Here is a 19,027-nt window from a genome sequence, read left to right as displayed (position 1 = left end):
AATTACATGCCACTTCTAATAGCTTCCACTGGATCTAACTTAGATGCGGAAATTGCTGGAATAATTCCAGAAATTAACCCGATAAAAGCTGCTAATCCTGAACCTAATAACATGTTTGAAGCACTTAAAACAAATTCGAAATCTAAAGCGCTTGACAATATTAAAGCAATAATCCAAACTAAAAACATTCCCACTATTCCACCAATTAATGACAAAATAATAGCTTCAAACAAGAATTGAAACAAAATGAATTTATTTTTAGCACCTAACGCTTTTTGAATTCCGATTAAATTCGTTCTTTCTTTTACCGATACGAACATAATGTTGGCGATACCAAATCCTCCTACTAAAAGTGAAAATGCACTAATAATCCAACCAATCATGTTCATTTGACCTATGATGTTATCAATAAAATCCGTAAAACCAGATAATACATTTAGGAAGAAATTATCAATATCTCCTGTTTTGACACCTCTGAAAGCTCTTAATTTTTGAGATAATTCCGCTTTAAACTCTTCAATATCAACTCCTTTTTCTGGTTTTATTAAAATTGCTGCACGCAAAGCGTCATTCTCATCACCGTACATTCTTCTTAAAAAATTCACTGGAAAAAATACAGCCACGTCATTACTGTCGCCAAACATACCTTGCCCTTGTTTTTTTAGCACGCCAATAACCGTTAGTTTTTGTCCGTACAAACGAATTTTCTTTCCAATAGGGTCGCTATTTTCAAACAAACCTTTAGCTACTTCACTTCCTATTACAATAACTGGGCTTCCCGAATTGGATTCGGCTTCATTAAACAAACGTCCCGTTTCAATTTTAATAGGTTCAATATCAAAAAACTCATCTGTTGAAGGTTTCATTCGAATAGAATTCACCGTATTGGATTCGTATTTTACACTTTCGTTTCTTGCGAAGAAATTAAAAGAAATTTTTTCTATACTAGGAACACTTTTTTTCAAATATTCAAATTCATCATACGTTACTTTTGGAAATTGTTCTCTTTTCCAACGAGGCACTTCAGACGGACCAAAAGAAAAATTCATTAAGTAAATGGTATTCATATCCATATCACTCAAATCTTCCTTGATTTTTTTATCCATAGAATCTACTGCAGCCAACACCGCAATAATGGAAAAAATACCAATGGTAACACCTAACAACGACAAAAGCGTACGCAATTTGTTGTTGCGCAACGCGTTAATGGCAAAACTGAAACTTTCTGAAAGTAATCGTAAATATAAAAGCATAATATTGAGCTATAACTATAAGTAGAGCATTGAGCGAAAATGTTACAAATAATTATTAAAAAATCACTTCCAATAAAGTTTGACTATTTTAAGAAGTATAACTACTTTTGCACCACGAAAACAACAACATTTATCTGAGACTATTCAGATACAACAACACAACACCATGAACACAACAAAAAAAATTGCTTCGGCATTGATTTCTGTATTTGACAAAAACGGTTTAGAACCTATTGTTAAAGCCCTTCACCAAAACAATGTAACCATTTATTCTACCGGCGGAACCGAAACTTTTATTAAAGATTTAGGCATTCCAGTAGTTGCTGTAGAAGATATTACGGCTTTTCCTGAAATTTTAGGAGGAAGAGTAAAAACCTTACATCCAAAAATCTTTGGTGGTATTTTAAACCGTCAAGACCATGCGGGTGATGTGGAGCAAATGAAAGAATTCAACATTCCGCAAATCGATTTAGTAATTGTGGATTTGTATCCGTTTGAAAAAACAGTTGCTTCAGGTGCTGGCGAACAAGATATTATTGAGAAAATCGACATCGGTGGAATTTCGTTAATTAGAGCGGCAGCTAAAAATTTCAAAGACACAGTAATTGTTCCTTCTGTTGAGCAATATGCGCCATTTTTGAATTTCTATACCGAAAATAACGGTGCTACTACTTTAGAAAACAGAAAATTATTAGCTTCAAGAGCTTTTAATGTTTCTTCGCATTATGATTCGGCTATCTTCAACTACTTCAATCAAGTTTTTGAAGAACCAGTTTTAAAAATCAGCGAGCAAAACGGAAACGTATTACGTTATGGTGAAAACCCACATCAAAAAGGATTTTTCTATGGCGATTTTGATAAAATGTTCAGCAAAGTTCACGGTAAAGAATTGTCGTACAACAATTTATTAGACGTTGATGCGGCTGTGAATTTAATGAACGAATTCAAAAACGACAATCCAACTTTCGCGATTTTAAAACACAATAACGCTTGTGGTTTAGCAACAAGAAATACGATGAAAGATGCGTATTTAGATGCTTTAGCAGGTGACCCAACATCCGCTTTTGGTGGAGTTTTAATTGCGAATGGAAAAATTGATGTCGCTACAGCGAATGAAATCAACCAATTGTTCTGCGAAGTGGTAATTGCTCCGGCTTACGACCAAGAAGCAATTGATATTTTAGAAGAAAAGAAAAACAGAATTATCTTAATCCAAAACGAAGTAGCATTACCACAAACAACCGTTCGTACTTGTTTAAACGGTGTTTTAGTGCAAGATAAAGACAATGTTACCGATTCTAAAGACCATTTAAAAACGGTTACAACGGCAGTTCCAACAGCAGAAGAAATTGAAGATTTATTATTTGCTTCTAAAATTTGTAAACACACAAAATCAAACACGATTGTATTTGCAAAAAACAAACAATTGTGTGCTTCAGGAACTGGACAAACTTCAAGAGTAGATGCTTTACGTCATGCAATTGAAAAAGCAACTTCATTTGAATTTGATTTAACAGGAGCTGTAATGGCAAGTGATGCCTTCTTCCCTTTCCCAGACTGTGTAGAAATCGCAAATAAAGCAGGAATTACAGCGGTGATTCAGCCAGGAGGTTCTATAAAAGACGAATTAAGTATTAATTATTGCAACGACAATAATATGGCAATGGTATTCACAGGAATCCGTCATTTTAAGCACTAAAATTTACTTAAAAATATAGATTTTTAAAACGCATTAAAATATTATTTTTTAATGCGTTTTTATTTGAAAATATATCAGATAATTTTCATAGTTTTGCTAGTTGAATACTATTATACAAAAAACGCTAAACCCTTCTCTTACTTATGGGATTTTTTGATTTCATGACCGAGGATATCGCTATCGACCTTGGTACCGCAAATACACTAATCATTCACAACGATAAAGTCGTGATTGACAGTCCATCTATTGTTGCCAGAGACCGAATTACGGGCAAAATTATTGCCGTTGGTAAGGAAGCCAACATGATGCAAGGTAAAACGCATGAAAACATCAAAACCATTCGTCCGTTAAAAGATGGAGTTATCGCTGACTTTGATGCTTCTGAGCAGATGATTAAAATGTTTATTAAAAGTATTCCCGCTTTAAAGAAAAAATTATTCACACCAGCACTTCGTATGGTAATTTGTATTCCTTCTGGAATTACAGAAGTGGAAATGCGTGCGGTAAAAGAATCAGCAGAGCGTGTAAATGGTAAAGAAGTGTATTTGATTCATGAACCTATGGCGGCTGCAATTGGTATCGGTTTAGATATTATGCAACCAAAAGGAAACATGATTGTGGACATAGGTGGAGGAACAACAGAAATTGCAGTTATTGCATTAGGCGGAATTGTTTGTGATAAATCGGTTAAAATTGCCGGAGACGTTTTCACAAATGATATCATTTACTACATGAGAACGCAACACAATTTATTTGTTGGAGAAACTACCGCAGAAAAAGTAAAAATTCAAATTGGTGCTGCTACTGAAGATTTAGATAGTCCACCAGAAGATATGGCAGTAGACGGAAGAGATTTATTAACCGGAAAACCAAAACGTGTTGATGTATCGTACCGAGAAATTGCAAAAGCATTAGACAAATCGATTCAACGTATTGAAGATGCGGTTATGGAAACCTTATCACAAACGCCACCGGAATTATCTGCCGATATTTATAACACCGGTATTTACCTAGCAGGTGGAGGTTCGATGTTAAGAGGTTTAGACAAACGAATTTCAATGAAAACAGATTTACCTGTTTACATCGCAGAAGATCCTTTAAGAGCCGTTGTAAGAGGAACGGGAATGACCTTAAAGAATATCAACAAATACAAAGGAATCCTGATTAAATAAAAAATAATCCATGCAGCAAATAATTAATTTTATCATAAAAAACAGCTATCGATTGCTGTTTTTGCTGCTTTTGGGCATCTCATTTTCTTTGATTGTAAAATCGCATTCCTACCATAGAAGTGAATATGTAAATTCGGCTAACGCTGTTACAGGTGCTTACTATGAAAAAGTGAATGAAGCAAACGAATATTTAAGTCTGAAACAAAAAAACAAAGACTTAGCTTCGGAAAATGCTTTATTAAAAGAATTGCTTTTCAACAAAAAAGACACCATTTTAACTTCTAAAACCTTATTTAGAAACGACCTTAACAATTACAATGTTGTGGTATCAAAAGTGGTGAAAAATTCGTTTAACTCACGCGAGAATTATATCACTATCAATTCAGGGAAAAATTCTGGAATTGAAGTCGACATGGGTGTTGTAAACGATAAAGGAATTGTAGGTTTAATTGAAAAAACGTCAACTAACTTCTCTACCATTCAAAGTGTTTTGAACACCAAATCGAAGATTAATGCGAAGATTAAAAACTCGAATCACTTTGGTTCTTTAATTTGGGATGGACGAAATGTTGGTTTTGCTCAACTTATTGATGTTCCAAGATTGGCTTCCCTAAAACACGGAGATTCAATTGTAACAGGTGGAAATTCAGACATTTTCCCGGAGAATATTCCAATTGGAAAAATTGATAAGATTTTTATTGATAAAAAAACAAATTATTATACTATCAATATTCGTTTGTTCAACGACATGACATCGCTTGGTTATGTGTATGTAATTGAAAACAAAAGAAAAAAAGAGAAAAAACAATTAGAATTAGAAACCACAGCACCTAAAAAATAGTGAACAATAACATTTTAAATAGCATACGTTTTGTTGTTTTTTTACTTCTTCAGATTTTAATATTCAATAATATTAATCTGTTTGGGTATTTAAATCCGTATCCTTATGTGTTGTTTATTTTACTATATCCTGTTAACAGCAATAAATCTGTTTTGTTATTGAGTAGTTTTGCTATGGGAATTCTTTTGGATATGTTTTGTAATTCAGGCGGAATTCACACAATGGCATCTTTGGTTTTGGCTTACATAAGACCATCACTTTTTAAATTTGCTTTTGGATTGAGTTACGAATATCAAACTGTAAAAATTGCTGATAAAATTTCACCAGAGCGAATTACATTGTTGCTATTAGCGATTTTTATTCATCATTTCATCTTATTCTTTTTTGAATATTTCAGATTCGATTTATTATTGACTGTTTTGTCTCGAACACTATTTAGCACCCTATTTACGTTTATTATATGTTTGTTAACCATCTATTTAATCAAGCCAAGCAATAGACGATGAGAAAAGCTGTTTTACCTGCCGTAATCATTATTACTTCCATTCTTCTGATTGTACGAATTTTCTATCTTCAAGTAATTGATGAAAATTTAAAACTACAATCGGAAAATAATGCTATTAAAAAAGTATTCGATTTTCCAGAAAGAGGTTATATCTATGATCGTAATGGTAAACTTTTAGTTGCCAATCAGCCTTCGTATGACATCATGGTGGTTCCGAGAGAAATCAAAAATATTGATACAACCGAATTTTGCAATTTACTTCACATTACAAAGGAATATTTTATTAAGAAAATTGAAAAAGCAAATGTTTACAGTCCAAGGCTTCCTTCGGTTTTCTTGTCGCAATTAAACAAGGCTGAATATGCTGCTTTTCAGGAAAAAGAAAGAAAATTTGAAGGATTTTATACGCAAAAACGTTCTTTACGCGATTATCAAGTCAAAGAATGTGCTAATATTTTCGGATTTATTACACAGGTTAACGAAGCTATTCTTAACAAAAACAAATACTACAATAGTGGTGATTTGATAGGAAAGCAAGGTGTTGAGCAAGAATATGAAGAAATTTTAAGAGGAATTAAAGGCGTTAAATACTTACTTCGTGACAAACACAATAAAATTATTGGTCCTTACAAAAAAGGGCAATTTGATACCATTGCTCAACAAGGAAAGGATTTAACCTTAACAATTGATCATGAACTTCAAAAATACGGCACCGATTTAATGATTAATAAAAGAGGTGGTATTGTTGCTATTGAACCAAAAACAGGTGAAATTTTAGCTTTAGTTTCTGCACCTACATATGATCCAGCTTTGTTGGTTGGAAGACAACGTTCAAAAAACTACACCGCTTTATATAACGATTCGATTTCAAAACCATTGTATGATAGAGGTCTTCAAGCTACGTATCCTCCTGGTTCTCCATTTAAAATTGTTACCGGATTAATTGGACTTCAAGAAGAAGTAATTGATGAACAAACTACTTTTTATTGTAATCATGGAGCTAATTTTGGACGTTTTATGAAATGTCACTGTGGTTTACATACCCTACAACTGAACAACGGAACGTATCAGTCGTGTAACAGTTATTTTGGGAACACATATAAAAGAACTATTGAAAAATATAAAGACTCTTATTATAGTGTGGATAATTGGGCCAACCATGTTAAAAGTTTTGGATTAGGACAATTTTTAGGAACTGATATGCCAATTGGCGCAAAAGGTTTGGTTCCAACGTCAAAAATGTATAAAAAAATGTATAATGGAGCAAAAATCAGAAGCTCATATATAATTTCGAATTCAATTGGACAGGGAGAAGTTTTAACGTCTCCTATCCAATTAGCCAACATGATGGCTGCTGTAGCAAATCAAGGTTATTACTTTACACCACATATCGTTAAAAAAATTAAAGGTCAAAATTTAGATAAAAAATACACTACGAAACACTATACCACCATCGAAAGACAGCACTTTGCTCCCATGATTCAAGGATTAGCAGATGTTTACAATGTTGGTACTGCCTCCACTTTAAAAGTTGAAGGATTACAAATTTGTGGAAAAACAGGTACTGCTGAGAACAAAATTAGAGTAGCGGGTAAAACTTACCAACTAAAGGATCACTCAATTTTTGTGGCTTTTGCACCAAAAGAAAACCCTACAATTGCTATTGCTGTATTTATTGAGAATGGTTATTGGGGAAGTCGATGGGCTGGACCAATTGCTACTTTAATGGTTGAAAAATATGTAAATGGCAAAATCACTCGTAAAGATTTAGAAGATAGAATGCTAAATGGAAGCTTACTTTCAGAATATGAAAAAATTGAAAATATTATTTTTCAAAGAAAAGTAGATCCAATAAAAGTTCAGGATTCTTTGAACAAAGTCAATGTAGAAATTAGCGAAGCCAAAAAAGAAGAAGAGGAAAACTAGATGAAAAATCAAAGCGTAGGAAATAGAATTGACTATATCTCCATATTACTTTATATCGTATTAGTAATTATGGGTTGGATGACTATTTATTCCGCTTCTTTACCTTTAGAAGAAACTTCCATTTTTGATATTTCTCAAATTTACGGTAGACAAATGCTCTTCATTGGTTTAACCATTCCTCTTATTTTTATCATCTTATTCACCGATGCTAAAATTTTTGAACGTCTTTCTTTTGTGTTTTATGGTTTAGGAATTATATTATTACTTGGTTTATTTGTATTTGGAGTTACCAAAAAAGGACAAACCAACTGGTATCAATTTGGCGGATTTGGATTTCAACCTTCTGAATTTGTTAAAACTGCAACAGCCTTATTATTAGCAAAATATTTAAGTTATTCCCAAATAAATTTAAAGTACACTAAACATCAAATAATAGGTTTAGCAATCGTCTTTATACCTGTTTTGCTAATTCTAATGCAGCCCGATGCAGGTAGTGCCATGATTTTCATTTCGCTAATCTTTGTTTTAAACCGTGAAGGATTGCCAAGTTGGTACTTTTTTTCAGGGATAATTGCTATTGCATTGTTCTTTCTATCATTAGTAATTGAACCAATCTATTTAATTGGGATTGTATTTGTAATAATGGTGATTCATTACATATTTAACCGAAAAATTTCTAGAAATCCAATTGTTTACGGATTACTATATTTAGTTATGGCTGGATTTGCTTTCTCGGTAAGTTATGTATATGATAGTGTTTTAGAACCACATCAAAAAGATCGTATCAATGTATTAATTGGTGATGATGTTGACATGAAACGAGAAGGTTACAACCTGAATCAGTCGATGATTGCCATTGGTTCTGGAGGTTTAATTGGTAAAGGTTATTTAGAAGGCACACAAACTAAAGGAGGTTTCGTACCTGAGCAACACACCGATTACATCTTTACTACTGTAGGCGAAGAATGGGGATTCATTGGAAGTGTAACCGTAATTCTATTATTTGTAGCTTTATTCTTGAGAATTATATACCTAGCCGAAAATCAAAAAACAAAATTCAGTAGAGTTTATGGCTACTGTGTGGCTACTTATTTATTTACGCATTTCTTTGTAAATATTGCGATGCTTATTAAATTGTTCCCAACCATTGGAGTACCTCTACCCTTTTTCTCTTACGGAGGTTCAAGTTTATGGGCATTTACAATATTACTTTTTATCTTTATTAAGCTAGATGCGAATAAAGTAAATGAGTGGTAAATTTAAAAACTCCAACCTTTATAATCTGATTTAGATTCAAATTGATTTTCAATTGTATCTTCTAAATTAGGATAAAAGTCAATACCTGTCATTTTTTCAATATCGTCTACCGAAACCACAAACTCATACAAAGGTTGATTTGAATTTTCATGCGGCACTAAAAAACCAATCATTTTAGAACCGTCTTTAGTCAGCAGCACTTTGTAAAAATAATTAGGCACCGAAACATCTTCTTTACCTATAGTTTTTAGATTATCGCTCAAGACACCACCTGTTACCACATATAATCCATCACTTTTTACTGCCCAATATCTAACCTTTTCCTCTAAACGATTCCAAACACCCGAATTAAATTCATGCTCTTGTGGACTAATATTAGACGTGAAAAAAGTTTCGTTATACTCATCAAAGGAACCTTTTCTATCGCCAGCTGGACACAAATGGCCTTTATCGTAACCTGAATTTTTATAATTTCTCCAATCGGCAGATACAGATTCCACTAGTGGATCTTGCTCAAAAAAAGGTCTATCAAAATTAGTTGCTTTTACATCTTCACTATCCAAATAATACGCCACCCATTCGCTTTGTTCGTGCTCTTCAGAATAAGAAAAAACATAAGTATTACGTTTATAAACATCATTTGTGGTTGATGTTGGTAAAAAATCAAAATCACCAGAAATCATACTTTTATCAACTGAAACCTCATTTTTTTTAATGGAAGTACCTTCATCAATATTAAATTCTTTACAAGAAAACATAGAAACAACGATAAGGAGATAAATGAATCTTTTCATGCTTTGGCTCAGTTTTTGTTATCTTTGTAAAGATAAATTTTAAAATCCAAAATCATGAGAATAAATTTTTTAATTCTATTAGGTTTATTTAGTTTGCAATCTGCTTTAGCTCAAGAAACTGTAATTGATAGTGTAAAAGTTAAACAGGAAAAATTAGTTTTAGAGCAACAAAAAGCCGAAAAAGAAAGAATCAAAGCCGAAGAAAAGATAATTAAAGAGCAGCAAAAGGCCGAAAAAGAGCGCCAAAAAGCTTTAAAAGAAGCAGAAAAAGCAAAAAAGGATGCAGAAAAAGCTCAGAAAAAAGCTGAAAAGGAACTAAAACAAGCTGAAAAAGCGGTAGCCCAAAGAGAAAAAGCTAAAAACAATATCGAAAAAGCTAAATCTAAAATTGATAGTAACAAAAAAGATTTAGAAAAAGACAAAGAAAAATTTGAAAAGCTTAGAAGAAAAGGCAAACTAACTCCAGAAGACGAACTAAAATGGAGAGAGAAAATTCTTAAAAAAGAAAACAAAGCTTTAGAACTACAATTAGATTTAGAAAAAGCTGAAAACAAATTAAGAAAACTAGAATAAAAAAAATCCCGATTCAAATGAATCGGGATTTTTTTTTATTGATTTAGCGCACTTTATATTTTAACATTACGGATTAACACTACTTCGTTTTCTTCACGTACTGTGTCAAAATATAAATATTTTGATTTTCCACTCTACCTTCAATAAGATTCGCGTCGTCCCAAACTAATTTAATGTTGTGTACGGCAGCACCACGTTTTGCTGTAAAAGTAGCGCCTTTTACATCTAAATCTTTAATCAATACAACTGAATCACCATCTAATAAGATTACACCGTTACTGTCTTTATGTACAATTTTGTTTTCGTCTTCTTCTGCGCCTTCGCCTGTTGCTTTTGCCCATTCTAAGGCTTCTTCGTCTAAGTACATCATGTCAAGCAAATCGTTGTTTTTCAAACGTGCTAACATACGCCAAGATAAAATTTGAACCGGTAAATGCTCATTCCACATGCTATCTGATAAACCTCTCCAATCGTTTTCATTCATGGTTTCTGGGTTTTCAATTTGGTCTTTCAAATGTTTAGCAACCAAAACCGAATGTTCTAAGCTCTCTGCAGTGTGAGGTGGTAACGTGTACACAACTAAATCATGTTCGGCACCACTAATCTCGCAAACTGAACCACTGCGGTCTTTCAGTTTTTTTTCTATTACACTCATTTTGAATGGATTTTACGTAAATAAATAATTTGAAGCAAAGGTATAAATTGTTACATAACAGCATAAAAAAAAGCAACTTTTTTAAGGAGTTGCTTTAAAATATATTGCTTAAACTATTTTATAAATTGAAAGAAGCTCCAATTGATAAATTAAACTGATTATTATATTTTTCAAATCCTCTAGGATCATTATCATAATGAGCAATTGGTAATTGTATTTCAGAGTACAAGCCGAAACCATCTGTAATGAAATAGCGAACGCCAAAATGCGCCCCAAAATTTTTAATCCCAATATTTAATCCAGGATAAATATCTACTTTTTCTTCAATTCCAAAAACATCAGCAATGTTAGCACTAAAACGAGCTCTAAGATCAAAACGATCATCAAAATTTGGTTTTTCACCAGCTACTTCTTCAATTCCTAATAAATATAAAGAGGTAAAACCAAACGACATGTTTGTGCCTATTCCTCTATCATAAGTTGCAATTATTCCTGAACCTTTTTCTTGTAAGTTGGCTCCAACTTGAAATTTAGTATCTCCTTTTCCTTTAAAAACTTGCGCATTTGACATTTGAACTGCGGCTAATAAACAAATTACGGCTAAAATTTTTTTCATCGTATTAAAATTAAAATTGAGTACAAATATAGGGATAAATTAATTCCTACCTTTTTCGTTTGGATATAAGTCTGGTAGTGAGTCGCTTTGCCAGAATTCTTTACTATCAACATCCATGATAGTAAGTTTACCTTTGAAAGCAGCTCCTGTATCCACATTCCAAACGCAGGCTTTATTTACTGGAATTGTTTCATCAATTTTAGTAACAGGTGTGTGACCAATGAAAATTTCGTTATAAATCTTTAAACGCAATGGATAGGTAATAGCGTCTTTTGAAAGTTGACTATCAATTGCTAAAGCCGTTTCCCAAAGGGTTCTATCCCAGTAAAATAAAGGTTTAAAAAATTCGTGTTCCACTCCTTTCATATTGGTAAATCCGGCATGAATAAACAATCGGTTTTTATCATCTAAATGATAATCTTGTAATGACTTTAAAAACTGAATGTGTCTTTCCTTTGTTTCGGCGTTAATGTTTTGATAGGATAACACTGTAGCTTCACCACCATGTTGAAACCACAATTTTTCATCGATATTATCGTTATTACCTAACAACCAGTCTAATAGAAGCTCGTCGTGATTACCTCGAATAAAAATACAAGGTTGTTTTTTTTGTAATTCTATTAGAAAATCTAAAACGGCAGGCGATTCGCTCCAACCATCTACATAGTCTCCTAAAAAAATTAATGTGTCGTTTTCATCACAGTTAATTTTTTTTAGTACCTGAAGTAATGCTTTTAGACCTCCGTGGATGTCTCCAATGACAAATTTTTTCATAAAAACTCAATAAACACTGAAAAATTAAAGTGAAAATGTACAGAAAATCTGTAACAACATTATAAAAAGGTATAAGTACTTTTATAATGCAAAACTCGACAAAAAATTCAATTAAAACATAAAAACAAATAACAAACAATTAAAATTCAAACCCCTATGAAAAATTCAGTTAAATTATTCGGACTATTAATGGTTAGTCTTGTATTATTTTCATGTTCAACAGACGAGCAAGATGAGGACTTAGAAAAAGCCATTAAACTATCAGAAAACATACAACAAATGCAAGCAAGAGAAGGTGATGAAACTCCTTCAGATAGTATAGCAAAAGAAGAAACAAATCCAATAATAGTATCAAAAAAAGATTAATAATTTAAAAATAGTAAAAATGAAAACAGTAGCATTATTAATAGTAAGTTCTTTGTTTTTGTCTAACATTCAAAACAATAAAGAAAAGGATTCAATTGAAAAAATAATGGCTTATAAAATTGAAAAGACAGAAAAAATTAAAACCTTAAATATTACTAACCCAAGAACTCCTATAATAATTGTAAAAAAGGATTAATTATTATCTTTAAACAGTAAATTTGTACAAAAGCAACTCTTTTAATTGAAACAGATAATAATTTTATTTGGTTTTATTTTTTTCGTTGGATGTAATTCAAACGAGAAAACTCCTGTTATTCAAAAAAAGTTGGATTCTTATTTTGAAAATAGTTCAAATGTAAATTTAGATAAGAAAATTCGTCTAAAATATATTGACTCAGCTAAAAATTTAATTCAAGGCGCTAGTACTATTGATTCCATAAAAATTAAAAATTATTTTAAGTTAGCTAATCGTTATTTTATACTGTTAGAGTATGAAGAATATAAAAAAACAACTAATAAAATTTTAAATATTTCTGAATCAATTAATGATACATTAAATATTGCTAAGGCAGAATATTATTTAGGAGATTATTATTTTTCTCTTTCCAAAAATGATAGTGCTTATTATTATTACTTAGGCGCGGAGAAGAAGTATGAAAAAATAGAAGACAAATCTAATTTAGCAAGAACGATACTTCATAAAGCTTATATTTTACTCTTTGAAAAAGATTTTTTAGGCAGTGAATCAGAAACAATTAAGGTTCTAAACATTGCTAAAGAAATCAATGATCAATCTTTAATTTACGAATGTTATGTTAATTTAGGTAGTTCCTTATCAGGTTTAGGAAATTATGAAAAAGGGTTAGAATATCATCAAAAGGCACTAGTTCAAATCAAAAATATTGAAGATGAAAATTATAAACCTATTTTTCAAGCTCAAACTTTAAATAATATTGGATTCGTTTATTTAAACATTAATAAATTCAATGAAGCAAGCCAAATTTTTGCTGAAGGTTTAAAAATCAACAACCTAAAAGACATACAACCTATTTTATATTCATCTTTACTTGATAATTATGCATATTCTATTTTTAAAATCAATAAAAAGAAAGGTTTAGAGGATTTTCAAAAAGCTTTAACCGTAAGAGATAAAATTGGAGATGTCCTAGGAAAAATCAACAGTAGAATTCATCTTACTGAATATTACCTTTCTCAAAACGACACTTTAAAAGCGCTTCAACTTAATAGTGAAGCCAATAAATTAGCCAAAGAATCGCATTACAACAAAGAAGTTTTGGTAACACTAGATTTCTTCACGAAGTTACTTCCAAAAGAAGGCTTGTCTTATGCAAGAGACTACATCAAATTAAACGATAGTCTCCAAAAACAAGAAAGAGCTACCCGAAACAAATTGGCTCGAATTGAATTTGAAACCGACGAAATTATTTCTGAAAAAGAAACGATTTCTAATCAACGAAAAATTATTTTGATAGCTTCATTGTTGATTATTTCATTTAGTTTTCTACTCTATGTAATTCTTTATCAAAGAAGCAAGCATAAAGAATTGGTTTTCGCACAACAGCAACAAGAATCAAACGAAGAAATTTACAGATTGATGCTTAACAATCAAGAAGATATAGATGAGGTTCGAAGAAATGTAAAACGAAATATTGGCTTAGAACTTCATGATAACATTCTAAATAGACTGGCAGGAGTTAGATTAAATTTATTTTCAATATCTAGAAAACAAGATGAAGAAACCATTAAAAAAGCCTTAGAGCATATTGATTATATTAGAGTTATAGAACAAGAAATCAGAGCCTTTTCGCATCATTTACATAATGAATCAGAAATATATAAAAGTGGTTTTAAAAACATTTTAGATGAACTTTTAAAAAATCAAAAGGAAACATATTCACCAGAATCTAATTTCGAAATATATTATGACGATGCAATGAATAATATGAGTCCAGAAATAAAAATGAATGTCTATCGTATAATTCAAGAAGCGTTTAACAATATTAATAAATATGCAAATGCCACTAAAATTGTATTAATACTCGACACAGAAGATGATTTTTTACACTTAGAAATAAATGATAATGGCATTGGTTTTAACGAGAAAAAAATCAAAAACGGCATTGGCTTGAAAAACATGAAAAGCAGAACTGAAGCGATGAAGGGTGAAATTTCTATTACTTCCGAAAAAGAAAAAGGTACAATTATAAAATTAAAAGTTCCGTTGGTAAATTAAATAAATTGTAAATTTGAAATAAATAAAATCTCGTGAATAAAACAGACTTACATATTTTAATGATTGACGATCATCCATCAATGATTGAGGGTTATAAAAGCATATTGTCTTTTAACGATCTAGGTTTACGAATAACGACAACTCCAGCTTACAACTGCGAATCTGCTTATAATATAATTGACAGCACGCCTGTTTTCAAGGCATTTGATTTTGCTTTTGTCGATTTGAGTTTACCGCCTTATTTGGAAAAAAACATTAAAAGCGGTGAAGATTTAGCACTTCTAATTAAAAACAAATTCCCAAATTGTAAAATTGTTATTCTTACTTCGCATGCAGAAGCTTTTATTTTAGATGCCATTCAAAAAAATATAGCTCCAAACGGCTTGTTAGTAAAAAGTGATTTTACGGCAGATGAGTTTTTATTAGCATTTGAAAAAATTTACAACAATCATTTCTACACAAGTAGAACAGTTGTGGAAAACATTGCTGAATTACATGAAAAAAGCGCTTTCTTAGACGAAAACAACAGAAAACTAATTACCTTATTGGCGGAAGGTGTAAAAACTAAAAATTTACCTCAACGCATGAATTTATCCATAAGTGCAATCGACAAACGAAAAGCACAAATAAAACACTTCTTTAAAATTGAAAAAGGAAGCGACGAAGACATCATTCGCGAAGCTAAAAAGCACGGATTGATCTAAAAATTTTCAAAAAAAGCCCAAAACACTGAAAAATAAAAGTAAAAATATACAGAAAATCTGTAACAATTTTTCTTTTTGGTATAGGTAACTTTATAATCTAAATGATACAGAAAATGAAGTTATATACAAAATTAGTTATCGTGCTGTTAATCCTTAGTCTAATTTGGATTTACTTTATCGTTGATTTAACGTATTATACCCTTTTTCAAGAAAAGGCAACCTTTTTTAACACCCTTGATTACAGTCTACAATTCAAATTGGTCTACATATTGGGAGTTGTACTTTTTGTTTCTTATCTGATGCTGATTTTTTTTAAAAAAAACAATAAAAATTTGTACTAATCGTATTTCATTTTTCTTAAAATTCGCATTACTTCTTTAAAAGAAACATAAACCATTGGGTTTTCTAATGTTTTTAGAAAGGGTTTTGCATCAATAAGTTTTTGTTTTGCTTCTTCAAATCCGTTTAAATTGCAAATCATCATAATGTGAGGTAAATTCTCCAAATCTCTTTTTTCTGATTCTTGTAAAGGCAATCCTTTTTGGAGTTTTCCTAATAAGGTCAAATTTGAATTATAAATATGATGCAACATTTTTCGGTTGTATTGAGGAGGCTCAAACAACATTTCTGAATTCATTTTATAATAACCATTATCAAAAAAACTCAACGTAACTTTTTCAAAAGGATAATAACTGGTTTTGTCATTTAAACCTAAAGAAACGTATTCCGTAATTGAAAATGTACTGTCATCATATTCGATACTTACTTCGTCTAAAGCGGAGTAAAACAACTTAACTTGTTCGTTAATCAACTCAATATCTACTCTCGAATAATATACTTTATCTCGAATCTTCTTCTTATTTCCCGCCCAGCAAACCACAAACAATTCTTTAAAAACATGATAGTTAGAAGGAATGTCTTTATGGCGATTGTTGATGAAATCCAAAACACTTTCTAACGTATGCGCAATGCTATTACGTGAGCTATTTTCTATGCTAATAACGGTTTCAACATTCTGTTTTGAATACGGAATTTTCTCTTTCGTAGGCGAAGTGTTACTTCCTTTTCTAACAAAAGTACTATTGGCTTCAATAGTGTGAATTCCTTTTTTAAAATAAGAAGTTTTAGATTTAGGTTTTATCGTAACCAATCCTACCACTTTATCTTTTGGAAGATTAGGAAAAGGCACATTTTCGTACTGAATTTTAGGCGGATTTTCCAAAAAAGCATTCACCAAATTCTGAATTCGGCTATCATCAAAAAAATCATCACCAACGATTTCATTCGATTCGTCTTCAACTCCAACAACAATGTAAGAGTTGTTACTTGGATTAGAATTTGAAAGTGCACAAATGTGTTTTAGAAATTTTGCTTTTCCTTCTTTGGTGTGTAAATTCAATTGGCGCTTCTTATCATAAAAACTGTTCTCATCGTGGTGAGATAAAATGTTTTTGATAAGTAAGCGTTTGTTTATCATATTTTTGGTGATTAGTAATTAGTAACTAGTGACTAGCAAAAACTAATTACTAGTCACTAATTACTAATCACTTTTTTAAGGCACTTTATTTCCCATGCTTTCTGTCCAGATTGCAAACCAATCTTGCTTGTCTAATTCCAATGAACAAGCTTTCGATAGTTGCTGAATTCGTGCCACATTTACAGTTCCGGCAACGGGTAAAATATTCGCTGGATGTTGTAAAATCCAAGCCAATAAAATTAAATCAGAACCTACATGATATTTATCCACAAGTGTAGCTAAAAGTTGCTTCAATCTAAAAGTTTGCTCCGTATTTTCTCTAAAAACTGTTCCTAACGGATTCCAAGCCATGGGCTGAATGTTGTGAATTTGCATGTAATCTAGACTTCCATCTAACATAGCTTCATAATGCGTTGCCGAAAATTGCACCTGATTAAATGAAATTTCGGTTTTTTGACGCAAAAGTTCCGTTTGAAAAGGTGTAAAATTAGAAACACCAAACGATTTAATTTTTCCTTCCGATTTTAATTTTTCAACCGCTTCGGCAATTTCATCAGCTTGCATTAATGGACTTGGGCGATGCAAAAGTAAAGCGTCTAAATAATCGGTTTGTAGATTTTTTAATGAATTTTCAACTGACCAAACAATGTAATCTTTAGAATATTCATAATGTTTAATGGTATTATTAGGTCTGTTTTCAAAAGTATATTGAATTCCACATTTCGATATGAACTGTAGCTTTTCTCTAGAAATTTTACTTTCATTAAATGCTTTTCCAAATTGAGCTTCGGTTGTGTAACCTCCATAGATATCGGCATGATCGAAAGACGTAATTCCGTTTTCCAAATAAAGGTTAATTAAATGGCTCATTTCTTTTGTGTTAAGGTTTTTATCCGAAACACCCCAATTCATTACTCCGGCAATTATAGGTGATAATTTTATTGACATAGCCTGTTGTTTTTTTAAAATTTCCTTAAAATTATAAAATAGAATCATAAAACACTCACAAAAAGCACTTTTTTAATCACATTTTAACGCTTAATTAACAACTAAAAATTAAAAAAAATTACAATTTGCAATGTTAAAAAATGTTGTTAATTTCACACCACCAAATTAAACCTTAAAATGGAAGAAAATACATCGAGTTTAGACATAAGAGCAATCAACGAGAAAATTGAAAGAGAAAGTGCTTTTATCGATTTGCTTACAATGGAAATGAACAAAGTTATTGTAGGTCAAAAACAAATGGTAGAACGATTGTTAATTGGACTTTTAGGACAAGGACACATTCTATTAGAAGGAGTTCCCGGATTAGCAAAAACTTTAGCAATTAATACGCTTTCTCAAGCCGTTCACGGTTCGTTCAGTCGTATTCAGTTCACACCCGATTTATTGCCTGCAGACGTTGTAGGAACTATGATTTATAACATCAAACAAAATGACTTTACCATTCGTAAAGGACCAATTTTTGCTAATTTCGTTTTAGCCGATGAGATTAACCGTGCTCCTGCTAAAGTGCAATCGGCATTGTTAGAAGCGATGCAAGAAAAGCAAGTTACTATTGGAGACGAAACGTTCAAGTTAGACAAGCCGTTCTTAGTAATGGCAACACAAAATCCGGTTGACCAAGAAGGAACGTATCCATTACCAGAAGCACAAGTTGACCGTTTTATGTTGAAAGTCGTTATCGATTATCCAAAAATGGAAGACGAGCGTTTGGTTATTCGTCAAAACTTAAAAGGCGCTTTTGAAAAAGTAAACCAAGTGGTTTCTATTGAACAAATTTTAAAAGCTCAAGAAGCCGTTCGTGAAGTATACATGGACGAAAAAATTGAGAAATACATCTTAGATTTAATTTTCGCAACACGTTATCCAGAAAAATACAAATTAGAAAGTCTAAAACCATTAATCAGTTTTGGAGCTTCGCCACGTGGAAGTATCAACTTAGCAACTGCTGCTAAATGTTACGCTTTCATCAAACGAAGAGGTTATGTAATTCCAGAAGACGTTCGTGCAGTTGTGTACGATGTATTACGTCACAGAATCGGAATCACATACGAAGCTGAAGCTGAAAATGTAACTACAGAAGACATTATTAGCAGAATTGTTAACGAAGTTGAAGTGCCTTAAAAAAGTGATTAGGGAATAGTGATTAGGCATT

At 31.6% G+C, this 19,027-nt stretch carries 19 protein-coding genes; 12 read left to right on the top strand and 7 right to left on the bottom strand.

Translation table 11 applies throughout. The annotated features are described in order from the left end of the window. Window positions 1-2: 2 nt before the first annotated feature. Window positions 3-1,253, bottom strand: coding sequence for an ABC transporter permease (locus C8D80_RS10965; protein WP_133610322.1), 1,251 nt, complete (start codon window positions 1,251-1,253; stop codon window positions 3-5). A 166-nt stretch (window positions 1,254-1,419) separates the two neighbouring features. Here C8D80_RS10965 and purH point away from each other — a divergent pair, with 166 nt between their 5' ends. The 6 genes from purH (at window position 1,420) to rodA (ending at window position 8,653) form a co-directional block, all read left to right on the top strand. Beyond that, window positions 1,420-2,952, top strand: coding sequence for a bifunctional phosphoribosylaminoimidazolecarboxamide formyltransferase/IMP cyclohydrolase (purH, locus tag C8D80_RS10960; RefSeq protein WP_133610320.1), 1,533 nt, complete (start codon window positions 1,420-1,422; stop codon window positions 2,950-2,952). 143 nt (window positions 2,953-3,095) lie between these two features. Next, the gene (locus C8D80_RS10955) at window positions 3,096-4,124 is read left to right on the top strand and encodes a rod shape-determining protein (RefSeq protein WP_026725280.1); all 1,029 of its coding nucleotides are present in this window, start codon (window positions 3,096-3,098) and stop codon (window positions 4,122-4,124) included. A gap of 10 nt (window positions 4,125-4,134) precedes the next feature. Beyond that, complete coding sequence (mreC, locus tag C8D80_RS10950; protein WP_133610318.1) at window positions 4,135-4,965, top strand: rod shape-determining protein MreC; 831 nt, start codon at window positions 4,135-4,137, stop codon at window positions 4,963-4,965. After that, the gene (locus tag C8D80_RS10945) at window positions 4,965-5,471 is read left to right on the top strand and encodes a rod shape-determining protein MreD (protein ID WP_133610316.1); all 507 of its coding nucleotides are present in this window, start codon (window positions 4,965-4,967) and stop codon (window positions 5,469-5,471) included. Before mreC ends, C8D80_RS10945 begins: the two co-directional genes overlap by 1 nt. Then, window positions 5,468-7,396, top strand: a complete 1,929-nt coding sequence (gene mrdA / locus C8D80_RS10940; RefSeq protein WP_133610314.1) for a penicillin-binding protein 2 — start codon at window positions 5,468-5,470, stop codon at window positions 7,394-7,396. The genes C8D80_RS10945 and mrdA overlap by 4 nt, the downstream gene beginning before the upstream one ends. Then, window positions 7,397-8,653: a rod shape-determining protein RodA gene (gene rodA / locus C8D80_RS10935; RefSeq protein WP_133610312.1), complete on the top strand. Its 1,257-nt coding sequence runs from the start codon at window positions 7,397-7,399 to the stop codon at window positions 8,651-8,653. It abuts the gene before it with no gap. A gap of 2 nt (window positions 8,654-8,655) precedes the next feature. Here rodA and C8D80_RS10930 read toward each other — a convergent pair whose 3' ends face one another. Next, window positions 8,656-9,447 carry a DNA/RNA non-specific endonuclease gene (locus C8D80_RS10930; RefSeq protein WP_133610310.1) on the bottom strand — a complete coding sequence of 264 codons (792 nt, stop codon included), beginning with the start codon at window positions 9,445-9,447 and terminating at the stop codon, window positions 8,656-8,658. 54 nt (window positions 9,448-9,501) lie between these two features. Between C8D80_RS10930 and C8D80_RS10925 the strand changes: the two genes are divergently transcribed. Beyond that, window positions 9,502-10,020 (top strand): hypothetical protein, encoded by a 519-nt coding sequence (locus C8D80_RS10925; protein ID WP_133610308.1) that lies wholly within the window; start codon window positions 9,502-9,504, stop codon window positions 10,018-10,020. Window positions 10,021-10,099: 79 nt separating this feature from the next. Here the strand turns inward: C8D80_RS10925 and C8D80_RS10920 are convergent, their stop codons facing one another. The 3 genes from C8D80_RS10920 to C8D80_RS10910 all read right to left on the bottom strand — a co-directional run bounded on the left by C8D80_RS10920 (window position 10,100) and on the right by C8D80_RS10910 (window position 12,065). After that, complete coding sequence (locus tag C8D80_RS10920; protein WP_133610306.1) at window positions 10,100-10,675, bottom strand: PhnA domain-containing protein; 576 nt, start codon at window positions 10,673-10,675, stop codon at window positions 10,100-10,102. 118 nt (window positions 10,676-10,793) lie between these two features. Then, complete coding sequence (locus tag C8D80_RS10915; protein ID WP_133610304.1) at window positions 10,794-11,291, bottom strand: DUF6646 family protein; 498 nt, start codon at window positions 11,289-11,291, stop codon at window positions 10,794-10,796. Window positions 11,292-11,330: 39 nt separating this feature from the next. Then, on the bottom strand, window positions 11,331-12,065 hold the full coding sequence (locus tag C8D80_RS10910) for a metallophosphoesterase family protein (RefSeq protein ID WP_133610302.1): 735 nt from the start codon (window positions 12,063-12,065) through the stop codon (window positions 11,331-11,333). A gap of 156 nt (window positions 12,066-12,221) precedes the next feature. Between C8D80_RS10910 and C8D80_RS10905 the strand changes: the two genes are divergently transcribed. Genes C8D80_RS10905 through C8D80_RS10895 form a run of 4 tightly spaced genes read left to right on the top strand, consistent with a single transcriptional unit; the run spans window position 12,222 to window position 15,389 of the window. Beyond that, window positions 12,222-12,431 carry a hypothetical protein gene (locus C8D80_RS10905; protein ID WP_133610299.1) on the top strand — a complete coding sequence of 70 codons (210 nt, stop codon included), beginning with the start codon at window positions 12,222-12,224 and terminating at the stop codon, window positions 12,429-12,431. 19 nt (window positions 12,432-12,450) lie between these two features. Continuing rightward, window positions 12,451-12,627 (top strand): hypothetical protein, encoded by a 177-nt coding sequence (locus tag C8D80_RS12785; RefSeq protein WP_158633799.1) that lies wholly within the window; start codon window positions 12,451-12,453, stop codon window positions 12,625-12,627. 45 nt (window positions 12,628-12,672) lie between these two features. After that, window positions 12,673-14,685: an ATP-binding protein gene (locus tag C8D80_RS10900; RefSeq protein WP_133610297.1), complete on the top strand. Its 2,013-nt coding sequence runs from the start codon at window positions 12,673-12,675 to the stop codon at window positions 14,683-14,685. Window positions 14,686-14,717: 32 nt separating this feature from the next. Continuing rightward, window positions 14,718-15,389, top strand: coding sequence for a response regulator (locus tag C8D80_RS10895; protein WP_133610295.1), 672 nt, complete (start codon window positions 14,718-14,720; stop codon window positions 15,387-15,389). Window positions 15,390-15,726: 337 nt separating this feature from the next. On the opposite strand, the gene C8D80_RS10890 is transcribed toward C8D80_RS10895, so the two are convergent. Both C8D80_RS10890 and C8D80_RS10885 read right to left on the bottom strand, forming a co-directional pair. Beyond that, window positions 15,727-16,866, bottom strand: coding sequence for an ATP-binding protein (locus tag C8D80_RS10890; protein WP_133610293.1), 1,140 nt, complete (start codon window positions 16,864-16,866; stop codon window positions 15,727-15,729). Between the two features lie 75 nt (window positions 16,867-16,941). Next, window positions 16,942-17,814 carry an aldo/keto reductase gene (locus C8D80_RS10885; protein ID WP_242004831.1) on the bottom strand — a complete coding sequence of 291 codons (873 nt, stop codon included), beginning with the start codon at window positions 17,812-17,814 and terminating at the stop codon, window positions 16,942-16,944. 177 nt (window positions 17,815-17,991) lie between these two features. On the opposite strand from C8D80_RS10885, the gene C8D80_RS10880 reads away from it, so the two are divergent. Next, window positions 17,992-18,996, top strand: a complete 1,005-nt coding sequence (locus tag C8D80_RS10880; protein WP_133610288.1) for an AAA family ATPase — start codon at window positions 17,992-17,994, stop codon at window positions 18,994-18,996. Window positions 18,997-19,027 lie beyond the last annotated feature (31 nt).

Origin of the sequence: Flavobacterium cheniae, assembly GCF_004363695.1 — a bacterium.
Taxonomy (GTDB): domain Bacteria; phylum Bacteroidota; class Bacteroidia; order Flavobacteriales; family Flavobacteriaceae; genus Flavobacterium; species Flavobacterium cheniae.
Note: the sequence above shows the minus strand (reverse complement) of the source record. Positions and strands in the feature narration are given on the sequence as shown.